This window comes from Microbacterium sp. Bi121, from assembly GCF_918698005.1.
Lineage (GTDB): Bacteria > Actinomycetota > Actinomycetes > Actinomycetales > Microbacteriaceae > Microbacterium.
The window spans coordinates 218,674-234,610 of sequence record NZ_CAKKLJ010000006.1; the positions used below are offsets into that span (position 1 = coordinate 218,674).

At 67.3% G+C, this 15,937-nt stretch carries 15 protein-coding genes; 3 read left to right on the top strand and 12 right to left on the bottom strand.

From position 1 onward, the window contains the following. Positions 1-43: 43 nt before the first annotated feature. From LQZ87_RS11765 to LQZ87_RS11800, 8 genes are all read right to left on the bottom strand, one after another. Complete coding sequence (locus tag LQZ87_RS11765) at positions 44-1,198, bottom strand: cystathionine gamma-synthase (RefSeq protein WP_230103655.1); 1,155 nt, start codon at positions 1,196-1,198, stop codon at positions 44-46. 65 nt (positions 1,199-1,263) lie between these two features. Then, the gene (locus tag LQZ87_RS11770; protein ID WP_230103656.1) at positions 1,264-2,637 is read right to left on the bottom strand and encodes a cystathionine beta-synthase; all 1,374 of its coding nucleotides are present in this window, start codon (positions 2,635-2,637) and stop codon (positions 1,264-1,266) included. Positions 2,638-2,679: 42 nt separating this feature from the next. Further along, positions 2,680-3,648 (bottom strand): carbohydrate ABC transporter permease, encoded by a 969-nt coding sequence (locus LQZ87_RS11775; protein ID WP_230103657.1) that lies wholly within the window; start codon positions 3,646-3,648, stop codon positions 2,680-2,682. Then, a complete protein-coding gene (locus LQZ87_RS11780; protein WP_230103658.1) occupies positions 3,648-5,003 on the bottom strand; it encodes an ABC transporter permease subunit in 1,356 nt (451 codons plus the stop codon). Before LQZ87_RS11780 ends, LQZ87_RS11775 begins: the two co-directional genes overlap by 1 nt. 101 nt (positions 5,004-5,104) lie before the next feature. Continuing rightward, a complete protein-coding gene (locus LQZ87_RS11785; protein ID WP_230103659.1) occupies positions 5,105-6,433 on the bottom strand; it encodes an extracellular solute-binding protein in 1,329 nt (442 codons plus the stop codon). 190 nt (positions 6,434-6,623) lie between these two features. Then, on the bottom strand, positions 6,624-7,007 hold the full coding sequence (rplL, locus tag LQZ87_RS11790; protein ID WP_230103660.1) for a 50S ribosomal protein L7/L12: 384 nt from the start codon (positions 7,005-7,007) through the stop codon (positions 6,624-6,626). Positions 7,008-7,056: 49 nt separating this feature from the next. Then, entirely contained in the window at positions 7,057-7,545 is a 489-nt protein-coding gene (gene rplJ / locus LQZ87_RS11795) for a 50S ribosomal protein L10 (protein ID WP_175985310.1), read from the bottom strand. A gap of 253 nt (positions 7,546-7,798) precedes the next feature. Next, positions 7,799-9,793 carry a glycoside hydrolase family 15 protein gene (locus tag LQZ87_RS11800; RefSeq protein WP_290368270.1) on the bottom strand — a complete coding sequence of 665 codons (1,995 nt, stop codon included), beginning with the start codon at positions 9,791-9,793 and terminating at the stop codon, positions 7,799-7,801. Between LQZ87_RS11800 and LQZ87_RS11805 the strand changes: the two genes are divergently transcribed. Further along, complete coding sequence (locus LQZ87_RS11805) at positions 9,713-11,077, top strand: glucose-6-phosphate dehydrogenase (RefSeq protein ID WP_230103662.1); 1,365 nt, start codon at positions 9,713-9,715, stop codon at positions 11,075-11,077. The genes LQZ87_RS11800 and LQZ87_RS11805 overlap by 81 nt on opposite strands. Before the next feature lie 92 nt (positions 11,078-11,169). Next, positions 11,170-11,847, top strand: coding sequence for a YqaJ viral recombinase family protein (locus LQZ87_RS11810; protein ID WP_230103663.1), 678 nt, complete (start codon positions 11,170-11,172; stop codon positions 11,845-11,847). A gap of 39 nt (positions 11,848-11,886) precedes the next feature. Here LQZ87_RS11810 and LQZ87_RS11815 read toward each other — a convergent pair whose 3' ends face one another. After that, positions 11,887-12,777 (bottom strand): LysR family transcriptional regulator ArgP, encoded by an 891-nt coding sequence (locus tag LQZ87_RS11815; protein ID WP_230103664.1) that lies wholly within the window; start codon positions 12,775-12,777, stop codon positions 11,887-11,889. A gap of 69 nt (positions 12,778-12,846) precedes the next feature. Here LQZ87_RS11815 and LQZ87_RS11820 point away from each other — a divergent pair, with 69 nt between their 5' ends. Beyond that, on the top strand, positions 12,847-13,473 hold the full coding sequence (locus LQZ87_RS11820) for a LysE/ArgO family amino acid transporter (protein WP_230103665.1): 627 nt from the start codon (positions 12,847-12,849) through the stop codon (positions 13,471-13,473). Here LQZ87_RS11820 and LQZ87_RS11825 read toward each other — a convergent pair whose 3' ends face one another. Genes LQZ87_RS11825 through LQZ87_RS11835 form a run of 3 tightly spaced genes read right to left on the bottom strand, consistent with a single transcriptional unit; the run spans position 13,474 to position 15,771 of the window. After that, on the bottom strand, positions 13,474-14,316 hold the full coding sequence (locus LQZ87_RS11825; protein ID WP_230103666.1) for an amino acid ABC transporter ATP-binding protein: 843 nt from the start codon (positions 14,314-14,316) through the stop codon (positions 13,474-13,476). Further along, the gene (locus tag LQZ87_RS11830) at positions 14,303-14,965 is read right to left on the bottom strand and encodes an amino acid ABC transporter permease (protein ID WP_230103667.1); all 663 of its coding nucleotides are present in this window, start codon (positions 14,963-14,965) and stop codon (positions 14,303-14,305) included. Before LQZ87_RS11830 ends, LQZ87_RS11825 begins: the two co-directional genes overlap by 14 nt. Positions 14,966-14,967: 2 nt before the next feature. Beyond that, on the bottom strand, positions 14,968-15,771 hold the full coding sequence (locus tag LQZ87_RS11835; RefSeq protein WP_230103668.1) for an amino acid ABC transporter substrate-binding protein: 804 nt from the start codon (positions 15,769-15,771) through the stop codon (positions 14,968-14,970). Between the last annotated feature and the right edge of the window lie 166 nt (positions 15,772-15,937).

Genomic DNA, 15,937 nt, shown 5'->3' on the forward strand with positions numbered 1-15,937 from the left:
CCGGCCATTGTGCCCGATCGGCGCGTGCGAGACGAGGAGCCCGTCAGCGTGTGGAGCGGACGAGACCCGCTTCGAGGTCGGCGAGCAGGTCGCTGATGTCCTCGATGCCGACCGAGAGACGCACGACGTTCTCGGGAACCGCGAGCTCGGTGCCGCGAACCGACGCGTGCGTCATGTCCGGCGGGTAGCCGATCAGCGACTCGACCCCGCCGAGCGACTCCGCGAGCTGGAACAGCTCGGTCGATTCGGCGAAGGCGCGAGCGGCATCCTGCCCTGCGGCGAGACCGAGCGACAGCATCCCGCCGAACCCGCTCATCTGGGATGCGGCGATCTCGTGCCCGGGGTGGGACGAGAGTCCGGGGTAGTACACGGTCTCGAACTCGGGGCGGGAAGCAGCCCACTCCGCGATCGCCTGGGCGTTCGCAGAGTGCTGGCGCATCCGCAGCGCGAGGGTCTTGATCCCGCGGGTCGTCAGCCACCCGTCGAGCGGCGCTGAGACGGCTCCGACGGCGAACTGCTGGAACTTGACCTGCTCGACGAACCGGTCATCGCCGAAGATCACCGCTCCTCCGAGCACGTCGGAGTGCCCGCCGAGGTACTTGGTGGTCGAGTGGACGACGAAGTCGGCGCCGAGGGCCAGCGGGCTCTGCAGGGCGGGTGAGGCGAACGTGTTGTCGACGACCACCAGGACCCCGGCCGCATGCGCGATTTCAACGGTCTTCGCGATGTCGACGATCTTGAGCAGCGGGTTGCTCGGCGTCTCGATCCAGATGATCTTCGTCTCCGGGCGCAGCGCGGCGCGCAGCGCGTCGGCGTCGCCGAGCTCGACGATCGAGGATTCGACGCCCCAGGCCGCGTGCACCTTGGTCAGCAGCCGGTATGTTCCGCCGTAGACGTCATTGCCCAGCACCACGTGGTCGCCGGGCTTCAGGATGCCGCGCAGCAGCGCGTCCTCTGCCGCGAGGCCCGAGGAGAACGACAGCGCTCGGATGCCGCCCTCGAGAGCGGCGAGCTGCGTCTCGAGCGACGTGCGGGTCGGGTTGCCTGCGCGGTTGTACTCGTAGCCGTCCCGGAAGCCGCCGATGCCGTCCTGAACGTGCGTGGAGGCCTGATAGATCGGCGGGATGATCGCTCCGGTGACCGGGTCGGGTTCCTGGCCGGCATGGATGGCACGAGTGGCGAAGGCGTGATCGGACATGTCTTCAGCCTACGTCGCACCCGCTCCCGGCATCCGCCTGTTACGTCGCCGGACGCGTCCGAACCTCAGCGCGCGAGGTAGGCCACGAGGTCCTGTCGGGTGAGCACGGTGTGCGGCCGTCCGTCGACGGTCACCAGCAGGGCGTCGGCGTCGGCGAGCGCAGCGCGCGCGTCGTCGACGGACGTGTGGATGCCGACGAGCGGCAGCTGCTCGCCGATGTGCGCCGCCAGTGCATCGGCGGGCTTCGCCTCTCCGCGGAACAGCAGATCGAGCAGTCTCCGCTCATCCACGCTTCCCACGACCTCGCCCATCATGACCGGCGGTTCGGCGCTCAGTACGACCAGCTGCGACACGGCGAACTCGGTCATCGTCGCGATCGCGTCGTGCACGGTGTCGCTGGGGTGGGCGTGGACGAGATCCGGGATGGCCGGGCCCTGGGCGCGACGGGCATCCAGCACGTCGGCGACGGTCTCGCCTGCGTCGACGTCGCTGAAGCCGTACGAGCGCATCCACGAGTCGTTGAAGATCTTCGAAAGGTACCCGCGACCGCCGTCCGGCAGGAGCACGACCATGACGGCATCCGCCGGCAGGCCTTTCGCCACGCGGAGCGCCCCCGCCACCGCCATGCCGCTGGATCCGCCGACGAGGATCCCCTCTTCCCGTGCGAGACGTCGGGTCATCGCGAATGACTCGGCGTCGTCGACGGCGACGATCTCGTGGGGGACCTTCGGGTCGTATGCCCCTGGCCAGATGTCCTCGCCGACGCCCTCTACCAGGTACGGGCGGCCGGTCCCGCCGGAGTACACGCTGCCCTCCGGGTCGATGCCGACGATGCGCACCCGATCGTCGGACACGTCGCGCAGGTATCGACCGGTGCCTGTGATGGTGCCACCGGTGCCGACGCCGGCGACGAAGTGCGTGATCCTGCCGTCGGTGTCGCGCCAGATCTCGGGACCGGTGGTCTCGTAGTGACTCCGGGGGCCGTTCGGGTTCTCGTACTGGTTCGGTTTGAAGGCGCCGGGGATCTCCTCGGCGAGCCGGTCGCTGACGCTGTAGTACGACTCCGGGCTGTCTGGGGCGACCGAAGTGGGGGTCATGACGATCTCGGCCCCGTAGGCGCGCAGCACGTCGATCTTGTCCTCGCCGACCTTGTCCGGCAGCACGAACACGCACTTGTAGCCGCGCTGCTGGGCGACCAGGGCCAGACCGACGCCGGTGTTGCCGCTGGTGGGTTCGACGATCGTTCCCCCGGGCTTCAGGTCGCCGGACTCCTCGGCGGCGTCGATGATGCGCCGCGCGATGCGGTCCTTCGCAGACCCTCCTGGATTCAGGTACTCAAGCTTGACGAGCACGGTGCACTCCACGCCCTCTGTGACGTGCTGCAGCTTCACGAGGGGGGTGTTGCCGACGAGGTCGACGATGTGCTCCGCGTAATCCATGTGCACAAGCGTAGACGGCGCGGACCTCGTCGGCTGGTGACGTTACCCCTTGGTCGCTCCGGCCATCAGGCCGCGGACGAAGAATCGCTGCAGGGCGAAGAACACGATCAGCGGGACGATGATCGAGATGAATGTTCCGGCGGACTGCAGGAACCACTTGTTCCCCCACGTGCCGGACAGCGAGTTCAGCGCCTGCGTGATCGGCAGTGCACCCGGCGAGGCGAAGATCGTCGCCACGAGCAGGTCGTTCCACACCCACAGGAACTGGAAGATGCCGAACGAGGCGATCGCCGGCATCGCCAGCGGCAGGATGATCCGGAAGAACACCTGCCCGTGGCCTGCACCGTCGACTCGCGCGGCCTCGACGATCTCGCCGGGGATCTCGGCGATGAAGTTGTGCAGCATGAAGGTCGCCAGCGGCAGCGCGAAGATCGCGTGCGCGATCCACACACGGGCGAAGCTGTAGCTGACGTCGTTCAGGCCGAACCCGGGGAAGATCATGACATCGCCGATGGTGAGGCCGTCGGAGAACAGGCTCAGCAGCGGCACGAGCGCCATCTGCAGCGGCACGATCTGCAGCGCGAAGACGAAGACGAAGAGCATGCTCCGTCCCTTGAAGTCGATCCACGCGAACGCGTAGGCGGCCAGGGCCGCCATGACGATCGGGAAGACCGTCGCCGGGATCGTGATGGCGAGGGAGTTCACGAAGGCGGATGCCAGGGTGGTCGACGTGCCACCGGCGTTGAGCGCCTGCATGTAGTTGTCGAACGTGAATTCGGGGTCGGTGAACGCCGTCCACCATCCGGTCGACTGGGTGTCGGCGCCGGGTCGGAACGACGTGACGAGGAGTCCGAACGTCGGGATCGTCCAGAAGATCGCGATGATCGCCGCGGCGATCGTCGCCCCCTTCGAGGTGAGCTTCTTATGGGCGATCGCCTCGTTGCGCCGGGTGTCGCGCGCGACCTGGCGCTTGGTCCGGTTGTCCGTGACGACGGCTTGCGTGGCACTCATCAGCGGATCTCCCTCTGCTTGCGCATGGCCTGGGCGTTGTAGATGATCAGGGGCAGCACGAAGATGAACAGCACCACGGCGAGTGCGGAGGAGTGTCCGTAGCTCTGGAAGCGCTGCTGCTGATTGACCATCTCGAAGCCGAGGACGGTGGTGTCGTCTCGGCCGCCGGTCATCACGGCGACGATGTCGTAGACCTTGAGCGATGCGATCGTGATCGTGGTGAGCACGACGATCAGGGATGACCGGATGCCGGGGACGGTGACGTTCCGGAACCGCTGCCAGGCGTTCGTGCCGTCGAGCTCGGCTGCTTCCATCTGCTCGATCGGCACGGCCTTGATGGCCGCTGAGAGGATGACCATGGCGAACCCGGTCTGGGTCCAGATGAAGACCACCAGCAGCATGAGCGTGTTGATGATCGGCTTCACCGCGAGCCAGTTGACTGGATCGCCGCCGAACATCGTCACGATCGCGTTGAGCAGGCCGAGCTGATCGCCCTGACGGTAGTCGTACATGAACTTCCAGATGATGCCGGCGCCGACGAACGAGATCGCGACCGGCATGAACACCAGGACCTTCAGCAGCTTCTCGCCCCGGGCCCTGTCGATGAAGACCGCGTACGCGAGGCCGATGCCGACGGCGATCGTCGGCGCTAGAAGGGCCCAGATCAGCGTGTTGATCACGGACGCCGCGCCGGTGGGGTTCGTGAAGACCCAGAAGTAGTTCTCGAGGCCGACGAAGTCCGTACCGGTCTTGTCGAAGAAGGACTTGAAGAATGTGGAGATCGCCGGATAGATGAGCCCGAGCAGCAGCATGATCGACGCGGGAGCCATGAACAGGATGAGCTGGAACAGGTACCCCGCCCCCTGCCGCGATCGGTAGTCGGCGAAGAAGAGCAGCCCACCGGCCAGCAGCGCGATGGCCACGACGTAGAGCAGCGCGTTGGAGTACGGTCGCAGCAGCAGGAACGCCAGCACCGGGATGACGAGGCAGGCGATCAGGCGCATGATGAAGTAGCCGCGGCCAGCGCGGGGCGCGTACTCGATGAGCACGAGCACGATCGCGACGACGATGCCGAACAGCACGAGCACGACGGGGATCTGCAGCAGCGGGTGCAGCCCGCCCATCCAGATGAACAGGCTGTTCAGCGAGAACCCGATCGTGATGCGCTGCGGGTCCTCCACGGGTGCGCTGATGAGCAGGAGGAAGATCAGGGCTGCTATCAGCACGAATCCGACGACCACGACGACGCGCGTGATCGTGCGACCTCGCGGATCGGTGCCGTGCAGCTTCGCGGACACCTCTTGCGTCGCGTGGGTCTCCGCGACTGGTGCCTCGTCAGCGGCAGTGTGCGACATGGACACTCCTTCTGAGTACGACTCTGGACTCGAGTGGTGCGGTTCGCGGGACCGGGCAGCGCCCGGTCCCGCGAACCGTCATGTCTCGAGAATAGGGACTGCTAGTTCTCGTAGCCAGCCTGGATGTCGGAAAGCACCTGATCGGTTGCCTTTCCGTCGATCCAGTCGACCATGCCCTTCCAGAACGAACCGGAGCCGACCGTGGACGGCATCAGGTCAGAGGCGTCGAAGCGGAAGACCGTGGAGTCGTCCTGCATGATCGTCATGGCTTCCTGAAGGAACTCGCTGGATGCCAGGCTGGGGTCCGCGTTCTTGTTGGCGGAGATCACGCCGCCGAGCTCGACGCGGGCGTCGGCGAACTCAGGGGATGCCATGAACTCGAGCACCTTCTGGGTCGACTCGTCGTCGGAGAAGCCGGCGACGAACTCGCCGCCACCCTCGACCTGAAGCTCGCCAGCGGTCGCACCCGGCATCACGAACGCGTAGACGTCGCCGTCGGGGGCGACGGTCGGCGTCTCACCGTCGGCGTTCTGCACGTCGAGGAAGTTCGCTGACAGGAAGGAGGCCTGGTGCGTGAGAGCGCAGCTGCCGTCAGCGACCTTCGCCGCGACGTCGCCGAAGGCGGTGGAGTTGATGCTCTTCACCTCGCCGTAGCCGGCGTTGACGTAGTCCGGGTTGAGCAGGATCGAGCCGACCGCGTCGAACGCCTCCTTGATCTCGGGGTCGGTGAACTTCACGTCGCCGGCCACCCAGTCGTCGTACACGTCAGGACCGGACTGGCGCAGGACGAGGTCCTCGATCCAGTCCGTGCCGGGCCAGCCGGAGGCTGCGTCGGAGGCGAAGCCGGCGCACCATGCGGGGCCGCCCGTCTTCTCGACGATGGTGTCGGTGAGCGCGATCATGTCGTCCCACGTCTCGGGGACCTCGACGCCCCACTCGGCGAAGCTCGCCGGGGAGTACCAGACGTAGCCCTTGAGGTTCGCGAGCATCGGCGCAGCATAGAACGTGTCGTCGAACGTGCCGTAGGTCTTCCAGTCCTCGGACCAGTTCTCGTCGACGGCGGCCTCGACGGCCTCAGGGGCTGCCATGACCTTGCCGGTCTCGACGAGGGTCTTGAGCAGACCGGGCTGCGGGACGATGGCGATGTCAGGAGCGTCGCCACCGGTGACCTTGGTGACGATGTTGCCCTCGAAGCTCTTGTCACCGGTGTACTCCACCTTGATGCCGGTGTCCTCGGTGAACTTGTCGAACGACGCGTTGAGGTCGTCCGCCTCGATGCCGGTGATGCCACCCGAGATGCGAACGGTCTTGTTGCCGGCGTCTCCGCCGCCGTCACCGGACCCGCCCTCGGCACAGCCGACGAGCGTGAGCCCCAGAACCGTCGGAATTGCAAGGGACGCGAGCAGGACGCGCCGCTTGGACTGACTCATGAGTGCCTCCTAGAGTGACGCAGGAGATCTTCCTGCGCTGGGGTCAGCGATGACCACCTGTGCCCAATCTATTCCCAAGAGAGCGCTCCCACAACCTTCCGAAGGTCACGACAACACAACCTTCTTGGCGCGGAATGCACGACGAAGGCCCCGGGGCGAACCCCGGGGCCTTCGTGATGCGAGAACGCGATTACTTGAGGGTAACCGTGGCGCCGGCGGCCTCGAGGACCTCCTTGGCCTTCTCAGCCGACTCCTTGTTGGCGCCCTCGAGGACAGCCTTCGGAGCACCGTCGACGACGGCCTTGGCCTCGCCGAGGCCGAGCGAGGTGAGCTCGCGGACAGCCTTGATGACCTGGATCTTCTTGTCGCCGGCAGCCTCGAGGATGACGTCGAAGGAGTCCTTCTCCTCTTCAGCCTCGGCACCGGCACCCGCGCCCGCAGCGCCGGCAACGGCGACGGGTGCAGCAGCGGTGACGTCGAACTTCTCCTCGAACGCCTTCACGAACTCGCTGAGCTCGACGAGGGTCAGGTCTGCAAACTGCTCGAGCAGCTGCTCAGTGGTGAGCTTCGCCATGATGTATCTCCTAGATTGATGGGGTTTGTGGAACGAGATCGCCGGTCGCTCACGCGGCCTGTGCGGTCTCCAGCTTTTCGCGAAGCGCGTCGATGGTCGCGGCAGCCTTGCCCATCGTCGCCTTCATCATGCCCGCAGCCTTCGCAAGCAGAACCTCACGGCTCTCGAGCGAGGCGTACTTGTTGACCTCGTCGGCGGTGAGGGCATTGCCCTCGAAAACGCCGCCCTTGATCACGAGAAGCGGGTTGGCCTTGGCGAAATCACGAAGAGCCTTCGCGGTGGCGACGAAGTCGCCGTGCACGAACGCGACAGCCGACGGACCCTTGAGGTCGTCGTCCAGCGCGGAGATCCCAGCCTTGTTGGCGGCGATCTTGGTCAGCGTGTTCTTCACCACGGCGTACTCGGCGTCCTGACGGATGCTGTTACGCAGCTCCTTGAGCTGGGCAACCGTCAGACCGCGGTACTCGGTCAGCAGGACGGCGTTCGAGTTCTCGAATGACTTCGTGAGCTCGGCAACCGATGCATCCTTCTGCGCCATGGTCACTCCTTGGTGGGTACGGGATGCCTCACGTTCGTGAGACATCGACCTTGGACCGCGCATGCAAACAAAAACGCTCCGGCGCAAGCGACGGAGCGTGGAATCCAGTTTCCTGGAGAACGATCATGTCCCCTGCGCGGGCCCCTGCAGTGCAGTGCTTCAATCGCCTGACGCTTGCGCGCACGACGATGACCAGCGGTCTTCGGTTACGACAACTGTACCTCACGGGCCTACCTCTGCCAAATCGCGCGCGTCAGCCTGCTCGCACGCCTCCCCGGCGGTGCGCCGCGCGCCCTGAGTGCCCGGCGAGCGCGTCAGCGGCCCGAACGAGCGCGAGGTGGGAGAACGCCTGCGGCACGTTCCCCGCCTGCCGTGCTCCGCCGACGTCGTACTCCTCCGACAGCATCCCGACGTCGTTCACGAGGGAGACGAGACGGTCCATCAGCGCGTGCGCGTCGGCGGTCCTGCCGCTGGCCGCGTACTGCTCGACCAGCCAGAAGCTGCAGGCGAGGAACGGATGCTCGCTCCCGACGAGGCCGTCGACGCCGGACGACGTGCGATACCGCATCAGCAGCCCGTCACGCACGAGCGTCCTCTCCAGCTGTTCGACGGTGCGCAGCATCCTGGGATCATCGGGATCGCAGTAGCCCACCTGCGGCAGCGTCAGCAGCGAAGCATCCACCTCGTCGGTGTCGTAGTGCTGCAGGAAGTAGCCGTCAGCGTGGACGCCACGCTGATCGATCTCGGTCCGCAACCTGTCGCGCGCCTGCTCCCAGCTGTCCGCCTCGCCGTCCAGACCGTGCTCGCGCACAGCCCGCACTCCGCGGTCCAGGGCCGCCCACATCATCACCCGCGACTGCGTGAACCACCGGAGTGGTCCGCGGATCTCCCAGATGCCGTTGTCCCGACGGTCGACGTCCGCCATCACGCGTTCGATCAGAGCCCGCTGCAGCGGCCATGAGAACGCGGACTCCTCGAGGCCCGCGATCCGAGCCGCCTCGAGCGCGACGAGCACCTCCCCGAGGACGTCGCCCTGATACTGGTCGACCGCGCCGTTGCCGACTCTCACCGGTGCGGCGCCATCGTAGCCGGGCAGACTCGCCACCTCGCGCTCCGCAAGATCGCGCTCCCCTGCGATGCCGTACATGATCTGCACCTCGGCCGGCTCCCCCGCCACGGCGCGCAGCAACCAGCGCCGCCAGTGGTGCACCTCTTCGAGGAAGCCGTGAGCGATCAGCGATTCCAGCGTGAGCGCGGCATCCCGCAGCCAGACATACCGGTAGTCCCAATTCCTCGAGCCGCCGAACTGCTCCGGTAGCGAGGTCGTGGGAGCGGCGACGATGCCGCCGGTATCGCGATGGGTGAGAGCCCGCAGCACCAGCAGCGATCTCACGACGGCATCCTGATACGCCCCATCGCGCTCGATCGGGCTCGCCCAGCCCTGCCACCAGGCGCGAGTCCGCGCGATCGCATCCTCGACATCCAATGGCGGCGGCTCCACTTCGTGCGAAGGATGCCAGGTGAGAACGAGATCGCGATCCTCGCCGCCGACGACGGAGAAGTCGGCGCCGTGGACATGGTCGGATGCGGCGAGCGCGATCCCGCGGACGATCACCGCGTCCGGCCCGGCTATCGCGCTCAGCGCCGGGGCTCCGTCCTGCCCGACCTGTCGCACCCAGGGCAGCGCCCTGGCGTAGTCGAAGTGCATGCGCAGCTCGGTGCGAAACTCGACAGTGCCGCGCACACCGACGACGCGTCGGACGAGATCCGTGCGGTCCTCCGTCATCGCCAGGAACTCATGCACCTCGGCCGCGCCGCTCGCCGTCTCCCAACGTGTGACGAGCATGAAAGTGTCGGGCTGGTACCGTCGCTGCACTGTCGCCGATTCATCGCGCGGACGCAGCGTCCAGCATCCGTGCGTCGGGTCTCCCAGCAGCGCGCCGAAGATCGACGGCGAATCGAAACGCGGCAGACACAACCAGTCGATCGCCCCGTCGCGGGAGACCAGGGCCGCGGTCCGACAGTCGCTGAGCAGTGCGTAGTCCTCGATCGGCGCCGGCATCGCCCGATTCTCGCACGCCCTTCGTTCCGATGCGAGCGGGCGGGATGCGGGGGTGGTCGGGATGTGAGGCTGGTCGGGATACGAGGGGCGCGTTACGGTTGGCGCATGGATGCCGCCACCACACTCGTCCTCTTCGGAGCCACCGGCGACCTGGCCTCGCGCCTCCTGCTTCCCGCGCTCGGCCAGCTGCTCACGGTCGAGCCGGACCGCCGGGTCCGCCTCATCGGCGCCGGCACGCAGGACTGGACGGATGCCGATCTGAAGAAGGTCGTGCAGGCGGCGTTCACCGCCTCGGATGCGGCGGACGCCGTCGAGCGCGTCGAGATCGAGTACCAGAAGGCGGACATCACCACGGCCGCCGATCTGAAGCGCCTGCTGAAGGGACTGTCGGGGCAGGTCGCGCTGTACTTCGCCGTTCCACCGTCGGTCGCTGCCGCGGCGTGCGAGGCGATGACCCCCGAGATGCTGCCCGACGGGGTGATGCTCGCGCTGGAGAAGCCGTTCGGCACCGACGAGGCAGGCGCCCATGAACTCAACGCCCGGATCGCAGGGCTCGTTCCCGAGGAGCAGGTGTTCCGGGTGGACCACTTCCTCGGCAAGTCCACCACGCTGAACCTGCTCGGCGCCCGGTTCGCGAACCGCCTGCTCGAGCCGCTCTGGTCGGCGGAGAGCATCGAGTCGGTGAGCGTCGTGTACGACGAGAAGCTGGGGCTCGAGGGCAGGGCCGGCTACTACGACGGCGCCGGTGCGCTCGTGGACATGATCCAGAGCCACCTGCTGCAGGTGCTCGCCGTGATCGCCATGGAGCAGCCGGCGACGATCGGCGAGGCGGACTTCCGCGAGGCCACCTCTGCCGTACTGCGCGCGACACGGCTGTGGGAGGGCGACCCGACCGCATCCTCACGGCGTGGACGCTACACGGCAGGCAGCATCGACGGTGTGGACAAGCCCTCGTACGTCGACGAGCCGGGCGTCGATCCGTCGCGCGGGACCGAGACACTCGCTCAGGCGACGTTCGAGGTGCGCAACGCCCGCTGGGCCGGCGTGCCGTTCACGCTGAGGTCGGGCAAGGCCATCGGCGACCCTGCGCGGGAGATCACGATCCGATTCCGTGCCGTCCGCCACGTGCCGGAGGGTCTGCGCGGCGCGGCTGACGGCGCCGTGCTGCGCTTCTCGCTCGGCCCCGACCGGATGTCGCTGGAGTTCAACGTGAACGGTGCGAACGACCCGCTGGTCCTCGAGCGCGCGACGCTGTCGGCCGACCTCGGCGCCGGCCAGCTGCTGGCCTATGCCGAGGTGCTCTCCGGCATCCTGGACGCCGATCCGATGCTGTCCGTCCGCGGTGATGCCGCAGAGCAGTGCTGGCGAATCGTGCAGCCGATCCTGGAAGCATGGTCGAAGGACGAGGTCCCCCTCGACGACTACGCCGCCGGATCGCCGGGCCCCGCGCACTGGCCGTTCCTCGGCTGACCGCACCGTCCGCTCCACGGTCGCCGCAGGCGATCCGGCGAGCTCGGCGCGGCAGCGTCGTCGAGGCCTGCGGTGCGGGGTAGCCTCGAATGGTGACTCCGGAACTTCAGGCTCGAATCGTCGCGGACTCCCGCGACCGGGTCGCCTGGCTCCGGGCTCGGGCGCGCGGCATCACAGCGACCGATGTCGCCGGGCTCTCCAGCGAGAAGTCGATCATCCGTGCGGCGGACGCGAAGCTCGGCGGCGGAGCCCGCTTCGGCGGCAACGCTTATACCGATCACGGACGCCGGCGCGAGCCCGAGATCGCCGCGTGGGTCGCCGCGACGCACGGCATCCGCCCCTCGTCGGCGCTGTTCCGCGCCGAGATCGAGCAGCGTCATCTCGCCACCCCCGACGGCATCGTCCAGGATGCCGGTGGCCGGATCCTGCTCGCCGAGATCAAGACCACCAACAAGAACTGGCGCACGATCCCGCGCACCTACCTCCGCCAGGTCTGGTGGCAGCAGCACGTGCTCGGCGCCGAGCGCACGCTGTTCGTGTGGGAGGAGCACGACGACTTCCGGCCCATCGACGACGAGCCGCGGTGCGTCTGGATCGATCGCGACGAGCGCGAGATCGATCAGCTCGTCAGACTCGCCACGAACCTCATCGACGAGCTCTACCACCGCACCACCGGCAACCGCCCGCCGAGTGCGCCTCCCGTCGTCGCATCCCGTCGCGATGCTCTCCGCGAGCGCGACGCGTTCCGGGCACTGGCACTCGCCGACTGAGCTGCCAGGACTCACCGGCCGCGGGTCAGTTGCTCAGAGTCAGTGGCGCAGGACGCGTGCCGCCTCCTGCGCGACCTCCGCCGCGATCGCGTCCAGCAGCGTGGAGCGCAGGTTCCACTGCTGCCAGTACAGCGGCACGCGCACGGGCTCGCCGCCCAGGGGCCTGACTGCTCCGGATGCCAGCGCCGCGCTCAGCTGCGGCTCCGGCAGCATCCCCCAGCCGACGCCCAGCGTCACGGCCTGGGCGAAGTCGTGCGATGCAGGAACGTAGTGACGCGGCACCCCGTGCGCGTCGACGCCGCGGGACGCGAGCCACTGCTGCTGCAGCGCGTCCCGGCGGTCGAAGTCCACGAACGGCGCCACGCGAAGGGCGTCGACGCCGATGCCGTCGGCGAACCAGCGCTCCGCGAATGCGGGCGTCGCCACCGCCTCGTAGGTGAGGATCCCCAGAGCCGAGACCGTGCAGCCTGTGACCGCAGCGGCCTCTGAGGTCACAGCCGCCATGACCTCTCCGGACTCGAGCAGGCGGGCTGTGAAGTTCTGGTCGTCCCTGTGCAGGTCGAAGTCGATGTCGTGCGCTGCGCTGAGGCGCGCCAGCGGGGCGAGGAACCAGGTCGCCATCGAATCGGCGTTCACGGCGAGCGGCACGCTCGCCCTCGCGCCGGACTCGTCCATCCCGAGTTCGGAGAGAGCCTCGTGCTCCAGAAGCGCGATCTGCCTGGCCATGCGGACGATCGCCTCTCCCGACGGAGTGACGGTCGCCGGGCGGCCCCGGACGACGAGCACGCGGCCGAGCTGCTGTTCGAGCGTCTTGAGACGCTGGCTCACGGCCGACGGGGTGATGCTCAACGCGCGCGCCGCGGCCTCGAGACTGCCGCCGTCGACGATGGCCGCGACCGTGGATGCGAGTTCGGGAGCGATGGACGACATGAAGCAAGGCTAATGGAAAGTAAGATACCTGCGCTGGCTCTTATGGTGCGCGCCGCCTAACGTCGAAGGGTGATCTCCTTCCTCGCCGGGCTCGGTCTCGGCCTCTCCCTCATCGTCGCGATCGGCGCGCAGAATGCGTTCGTCCTCCGTCAGGGCATCCGCCGCGAGCACGTGCTCGCCGTGATCATCATCTGCGCACTGTCGGATGCCGTGCTCATCGTGGCCGGCGTCGCCGGGCTCGGGTTCCTCATCGAGCGGATGCCGTGGCTCGTCGTCGTCGCGCAGTGGCTGGGCGCGGCGTTCCTGCTCACCTACGGCCTGCTCGCTGCCCGGAGAGCACTGCGCGGCACTGATCTGGGATTGAGTGCACAGGCCCTGACGCGAGCGCGCCCGGGCGGCCGGCTCGTCCCCGTGGTGCTGACGGTACTCGCGCTCACCTGGCTGAACCCGCACGTGTACCTCGACACCGTGCTGATGCTGGGCTCGATCGCCGCCACGCACGGCGACGAACGCTGGATCTTCGCGGCCGGAGCCGTCGTCGCCAGCATCGTGTGGTTCACGGCGCTGGGCTACGGCGCCCGCTACCTCGGTCGCTGGCTCAACACCGCACGGGCGTGGCGAATCCTCGATGGCGTCATCGCGGTGATCATGATCGCCCTGGCCGTGAGCCTGATAGTGCAGGCGGTCAGCGGCTGATCAGTTCGCGTCGCCGTCGCCGGATGCCGGCGTGGCGCCGTCGCGTCCGTCAGCATCGAGCGGTCGCATGATCCGAGCGAGGAAGCGCTTCGTGCGCTCGTGGACCGGGGCGGTGAACAGCTGGTCCGGCGGCCCCTCTTCGAGGACCACTCCCCCATCGAGGAACAGCACGTGGTCGGCGGCCTCCCGCGCGAACGCGAGCTCGTGCGTGACGACCACCATCGTCCACCCCTCGTCCGCGAGCTCCTTGATGACGAGGAGCACCTCGCCGACGAGTTCGGGGTCGAGTGCACTTGTCGGTTCGTCGAACAGGAGCAGAGCGGGTCGAAGCGCGAGCGCGCGCACGATGCCGACGCGCTGCTGCTGACCGCCGGAGAGTTCGTGCGGGTACGCGTCCTCCTTGTCGGCCAGGCCCACTCTGTCGAGCAGCACCCTCGCCGCGGCGATCGCGTCCTCCTTGGGAACGCCGTGCACGCGCCACGGCCCCTCGATGACGTTCTGGAGCACCGTGAAGTGCGGGAAAAGATTGTGATGCTGGAACACCATCGCCGAGCGATCCCGTAGCGCGAACCGGGTGGGCCTGTCCAGGCGCGCCGAGAAGTCGATGTCCGGCCCGCCGTCGAGGGTGAGAGTGCCGGCATCCGGCGTCTCGAGTCCGTTGAGCGAACGGAGGACGGTGGTCTTGCCGGATCCGCTCGGGCCGATGAGCACCACGACCTCGCCACGGTGCACCGTCAGGTCGAGACCCTTGAGCACCTCATCGGAGCCGAAGCTCTTGTGGAGTCCCCGTGCGGAGAGAAGGGGCTGCTCCCCGATGGAGCGCGGTCGGTCAGTGCGCGACATGACGGTCGAGCCTCCTCTCGAGCAGGTTCTGTCCGGATGCCAGGACGAGGCAGAACACCCAGTACACGAGTGCTGCCGTGAGGTACACGGCCATGAACTTGTAGTTGAACGCAGCGATCTGCTGGGCAACGCGGAACAGCTCTGTCACGAGGATCAGCGAGGTGAGGGAGGTGTCCTTGACCAGCGAGATGAACGTGTTCGACAGGGGCGGGACGGACACACGTGCAGCCTGCGGAAGGATGACCCTGGTGAGGGTGCGGGTGCGCCCCATGCCGACGGTGTACGCAGCCTCCCACTGCCCCTTCGGAACGGACAGGATGGCCGCACGGATGACCTCGGCCGCGTAGCCGCCCACGTTCAGCGAGAGCGCGATGACGGCGCTCGGCCATGGATCGACGACGACACCGATGGACGGAAGTCCGTAGAAGATGACGAACAGCTGCACGAGCAGCGGCGTTCCACGGATGATCGAGATGTAGACGCGGGCGATCACGGACAGGATCCGGTGCTCCGAGATCCGCATGAGCGCGGCCCCGAGGGCGAGCGCCAGCCCGATCGCGAACGAGATCAGTGCCAGTGGGATGGTTGCGACCAGGCCGGCCAGGGCGATGGGCCCGACCGAGCTGAGGAACACATCCCACAGATCCATGGTTACTCGGTGACGTCGGCGCCGAAGTACTTGTCGCTGATCTCAGCGAGGGTGCCGTCTTCGCGCAGTTCGGCGAGGGCGCCGTCGATGGCCTCGGCGAGTTCCGTCTTGTCCTTGGTGAAGACGAAGGCCGACAGTCCGGCCTCGTCGGTCTCGGCCGCGATCTTCAAGCTGGTGTCGCCCTCGGTCTTCTCGTAGTCGAGGAAGGTGAGCTTGTCGTTGATCGTCGCGTCGACGCGTCCCTGCTTGAGGAGGGACACGGCCTGGGCCCAGCCCTCGACGCCTTCGACCTTGGCGCCGCTGGAGGTCGCGAGCTCGTTCCAGTTGCTGGTGAGCGACTGTGCGGTCGTCTTGCCGGCGAGGTCGTCGAACGAGGTGATCGAGTCATCGTCGGCGTTCACGACGATGACTCCGGGCGACACGGTGTACGGCTCGCTGAAGAGGTAGCTCGCCTCGCGCTCGTCGTTGATCGTGACCTGGTTGGCGATCAGGTCGAAGCGACCGGCATCGAGGCCGGCGAAGATCGCATCCCACTGGGTCTCTTCGAACTTGATATCGAGGTCGAGCTTCGAGGCGATCGCCTCGATGATCTCGACGTCGTACCCGACGAGCTCGCCCGTGCCATCGCCCTCGTGGAAGCTGAACGGACGATAGGTCCCCTCGGTCGCAACCGTCAGAGTGCCGCCCGCGATGAGACCGTACTCGTTGTCGGCGTCGCCGCCGGAGCTGTCGTTCGCGCCGCAGCCGGTCAGTGCCAGACCTGCGATGGCGAGAGCTGCTGCAACGGTGACGACGCGACGCGACATATGTGGTTGACCCTTCCGGTCGATGATCGCCTTTCGGCGTGTTAACGCAAAATGGCCACCCTGCTTTGGGTGGCCATTTTGACTAAAAGGAGTCCGGCGGTGTCCTACTCTCCCACAGGGTCCCCCCTGCAGTACCATCGGCGCTGTGAGGCTTAGCTTCCGGGTT

Bases quoted from the DNA above. Each gene is read 5' to 3' on its own strand.
- rplJ (WP_175985310.1), bottom strand. From the start codon at position 7,545: ATGGCGCAGAAGGATGCATCGGTTGCCGAGCTCACGAAGTCATTCGAG.
- rplL (WP_230103660.1), bottom strand. From the start codon at position 7,007: ATGGCGAAGCTCACCACTGAGCAGCTGCTCGAGCAGTTTGCAGACCTG.
- LQZ87_RS11830 (WP_230103667.1), bottom strand. From the start codon at position 14,965: ATGGATCTGTGGGATGTGTTCCTCAGCTCGGTCGGGCCCATCGCCCTG.
- LQZ87_RS11825 (WP_230103666.1), bottom strand. From the start codon at position 14,316: ATGTCGCGCACTGACCGACCGCGCTCCATCGGGGAGCAGCCCCTTCTC.
- LQZ87_RS11775 (WP_230103657.1), bottom strand. From the start codon at position 3,648: ATGAGTGCCACGCAAGCCGTCGTCACGGACAACCGGACCAAGCGCCAG.
- LQZ87_RS11770 (WP_230103656.1), bottom strand. From the start codon at position 2,637: ATGGATTACGCGGAGCACATCGTCGACCTCGTCGGCAACACCCCCCTC.
- LQZ87_RS11835 (WP_230103668.1), bottom strand. From the start codon at position 15,771: ATGTCGCGTCGCGTCGTCACCGTTGCAGCAGCTCTCGCCATCGCAGGT.
- LQZ87_RS11815 (WP_230103664.1), bottom strand. From the start codon at position 12,777: ATGTCGTCCATCGCTCCCGAACTCGCATCCACGGTCGCGGCCATCGTC.
- LQZ87_RS11805 (WP_230103662.1), top strand. From the start codon at position 9,713: ATGGATGCCGCCACCACACTCGTCCTCTTCGGAGCCACCGGCGACCTG.
- LQZ87_RS11780 (WP_230103658.1), bottom strand. From the start codon at position 5,003: ATGTCGCACACTGCCGCTGACGAGGCACCAGTCGCGGAGACCCACGCG.
- LQZ87_RS11785 (WP_230103659.1), bottom strand. From the start codon at position 6,433: ATGAGTCAGTCCAAGCGGCGCGTCCTGCTCGCGTCCCTTGCAATTCCG.
- LQZ87_RS11765 (WP_230103655.1), bottom strand. From the start codon at position 1,198: ATGTCCGATCACGCCTTCGCCACTCGTGCCATCCATGCCGGCCAGGAA.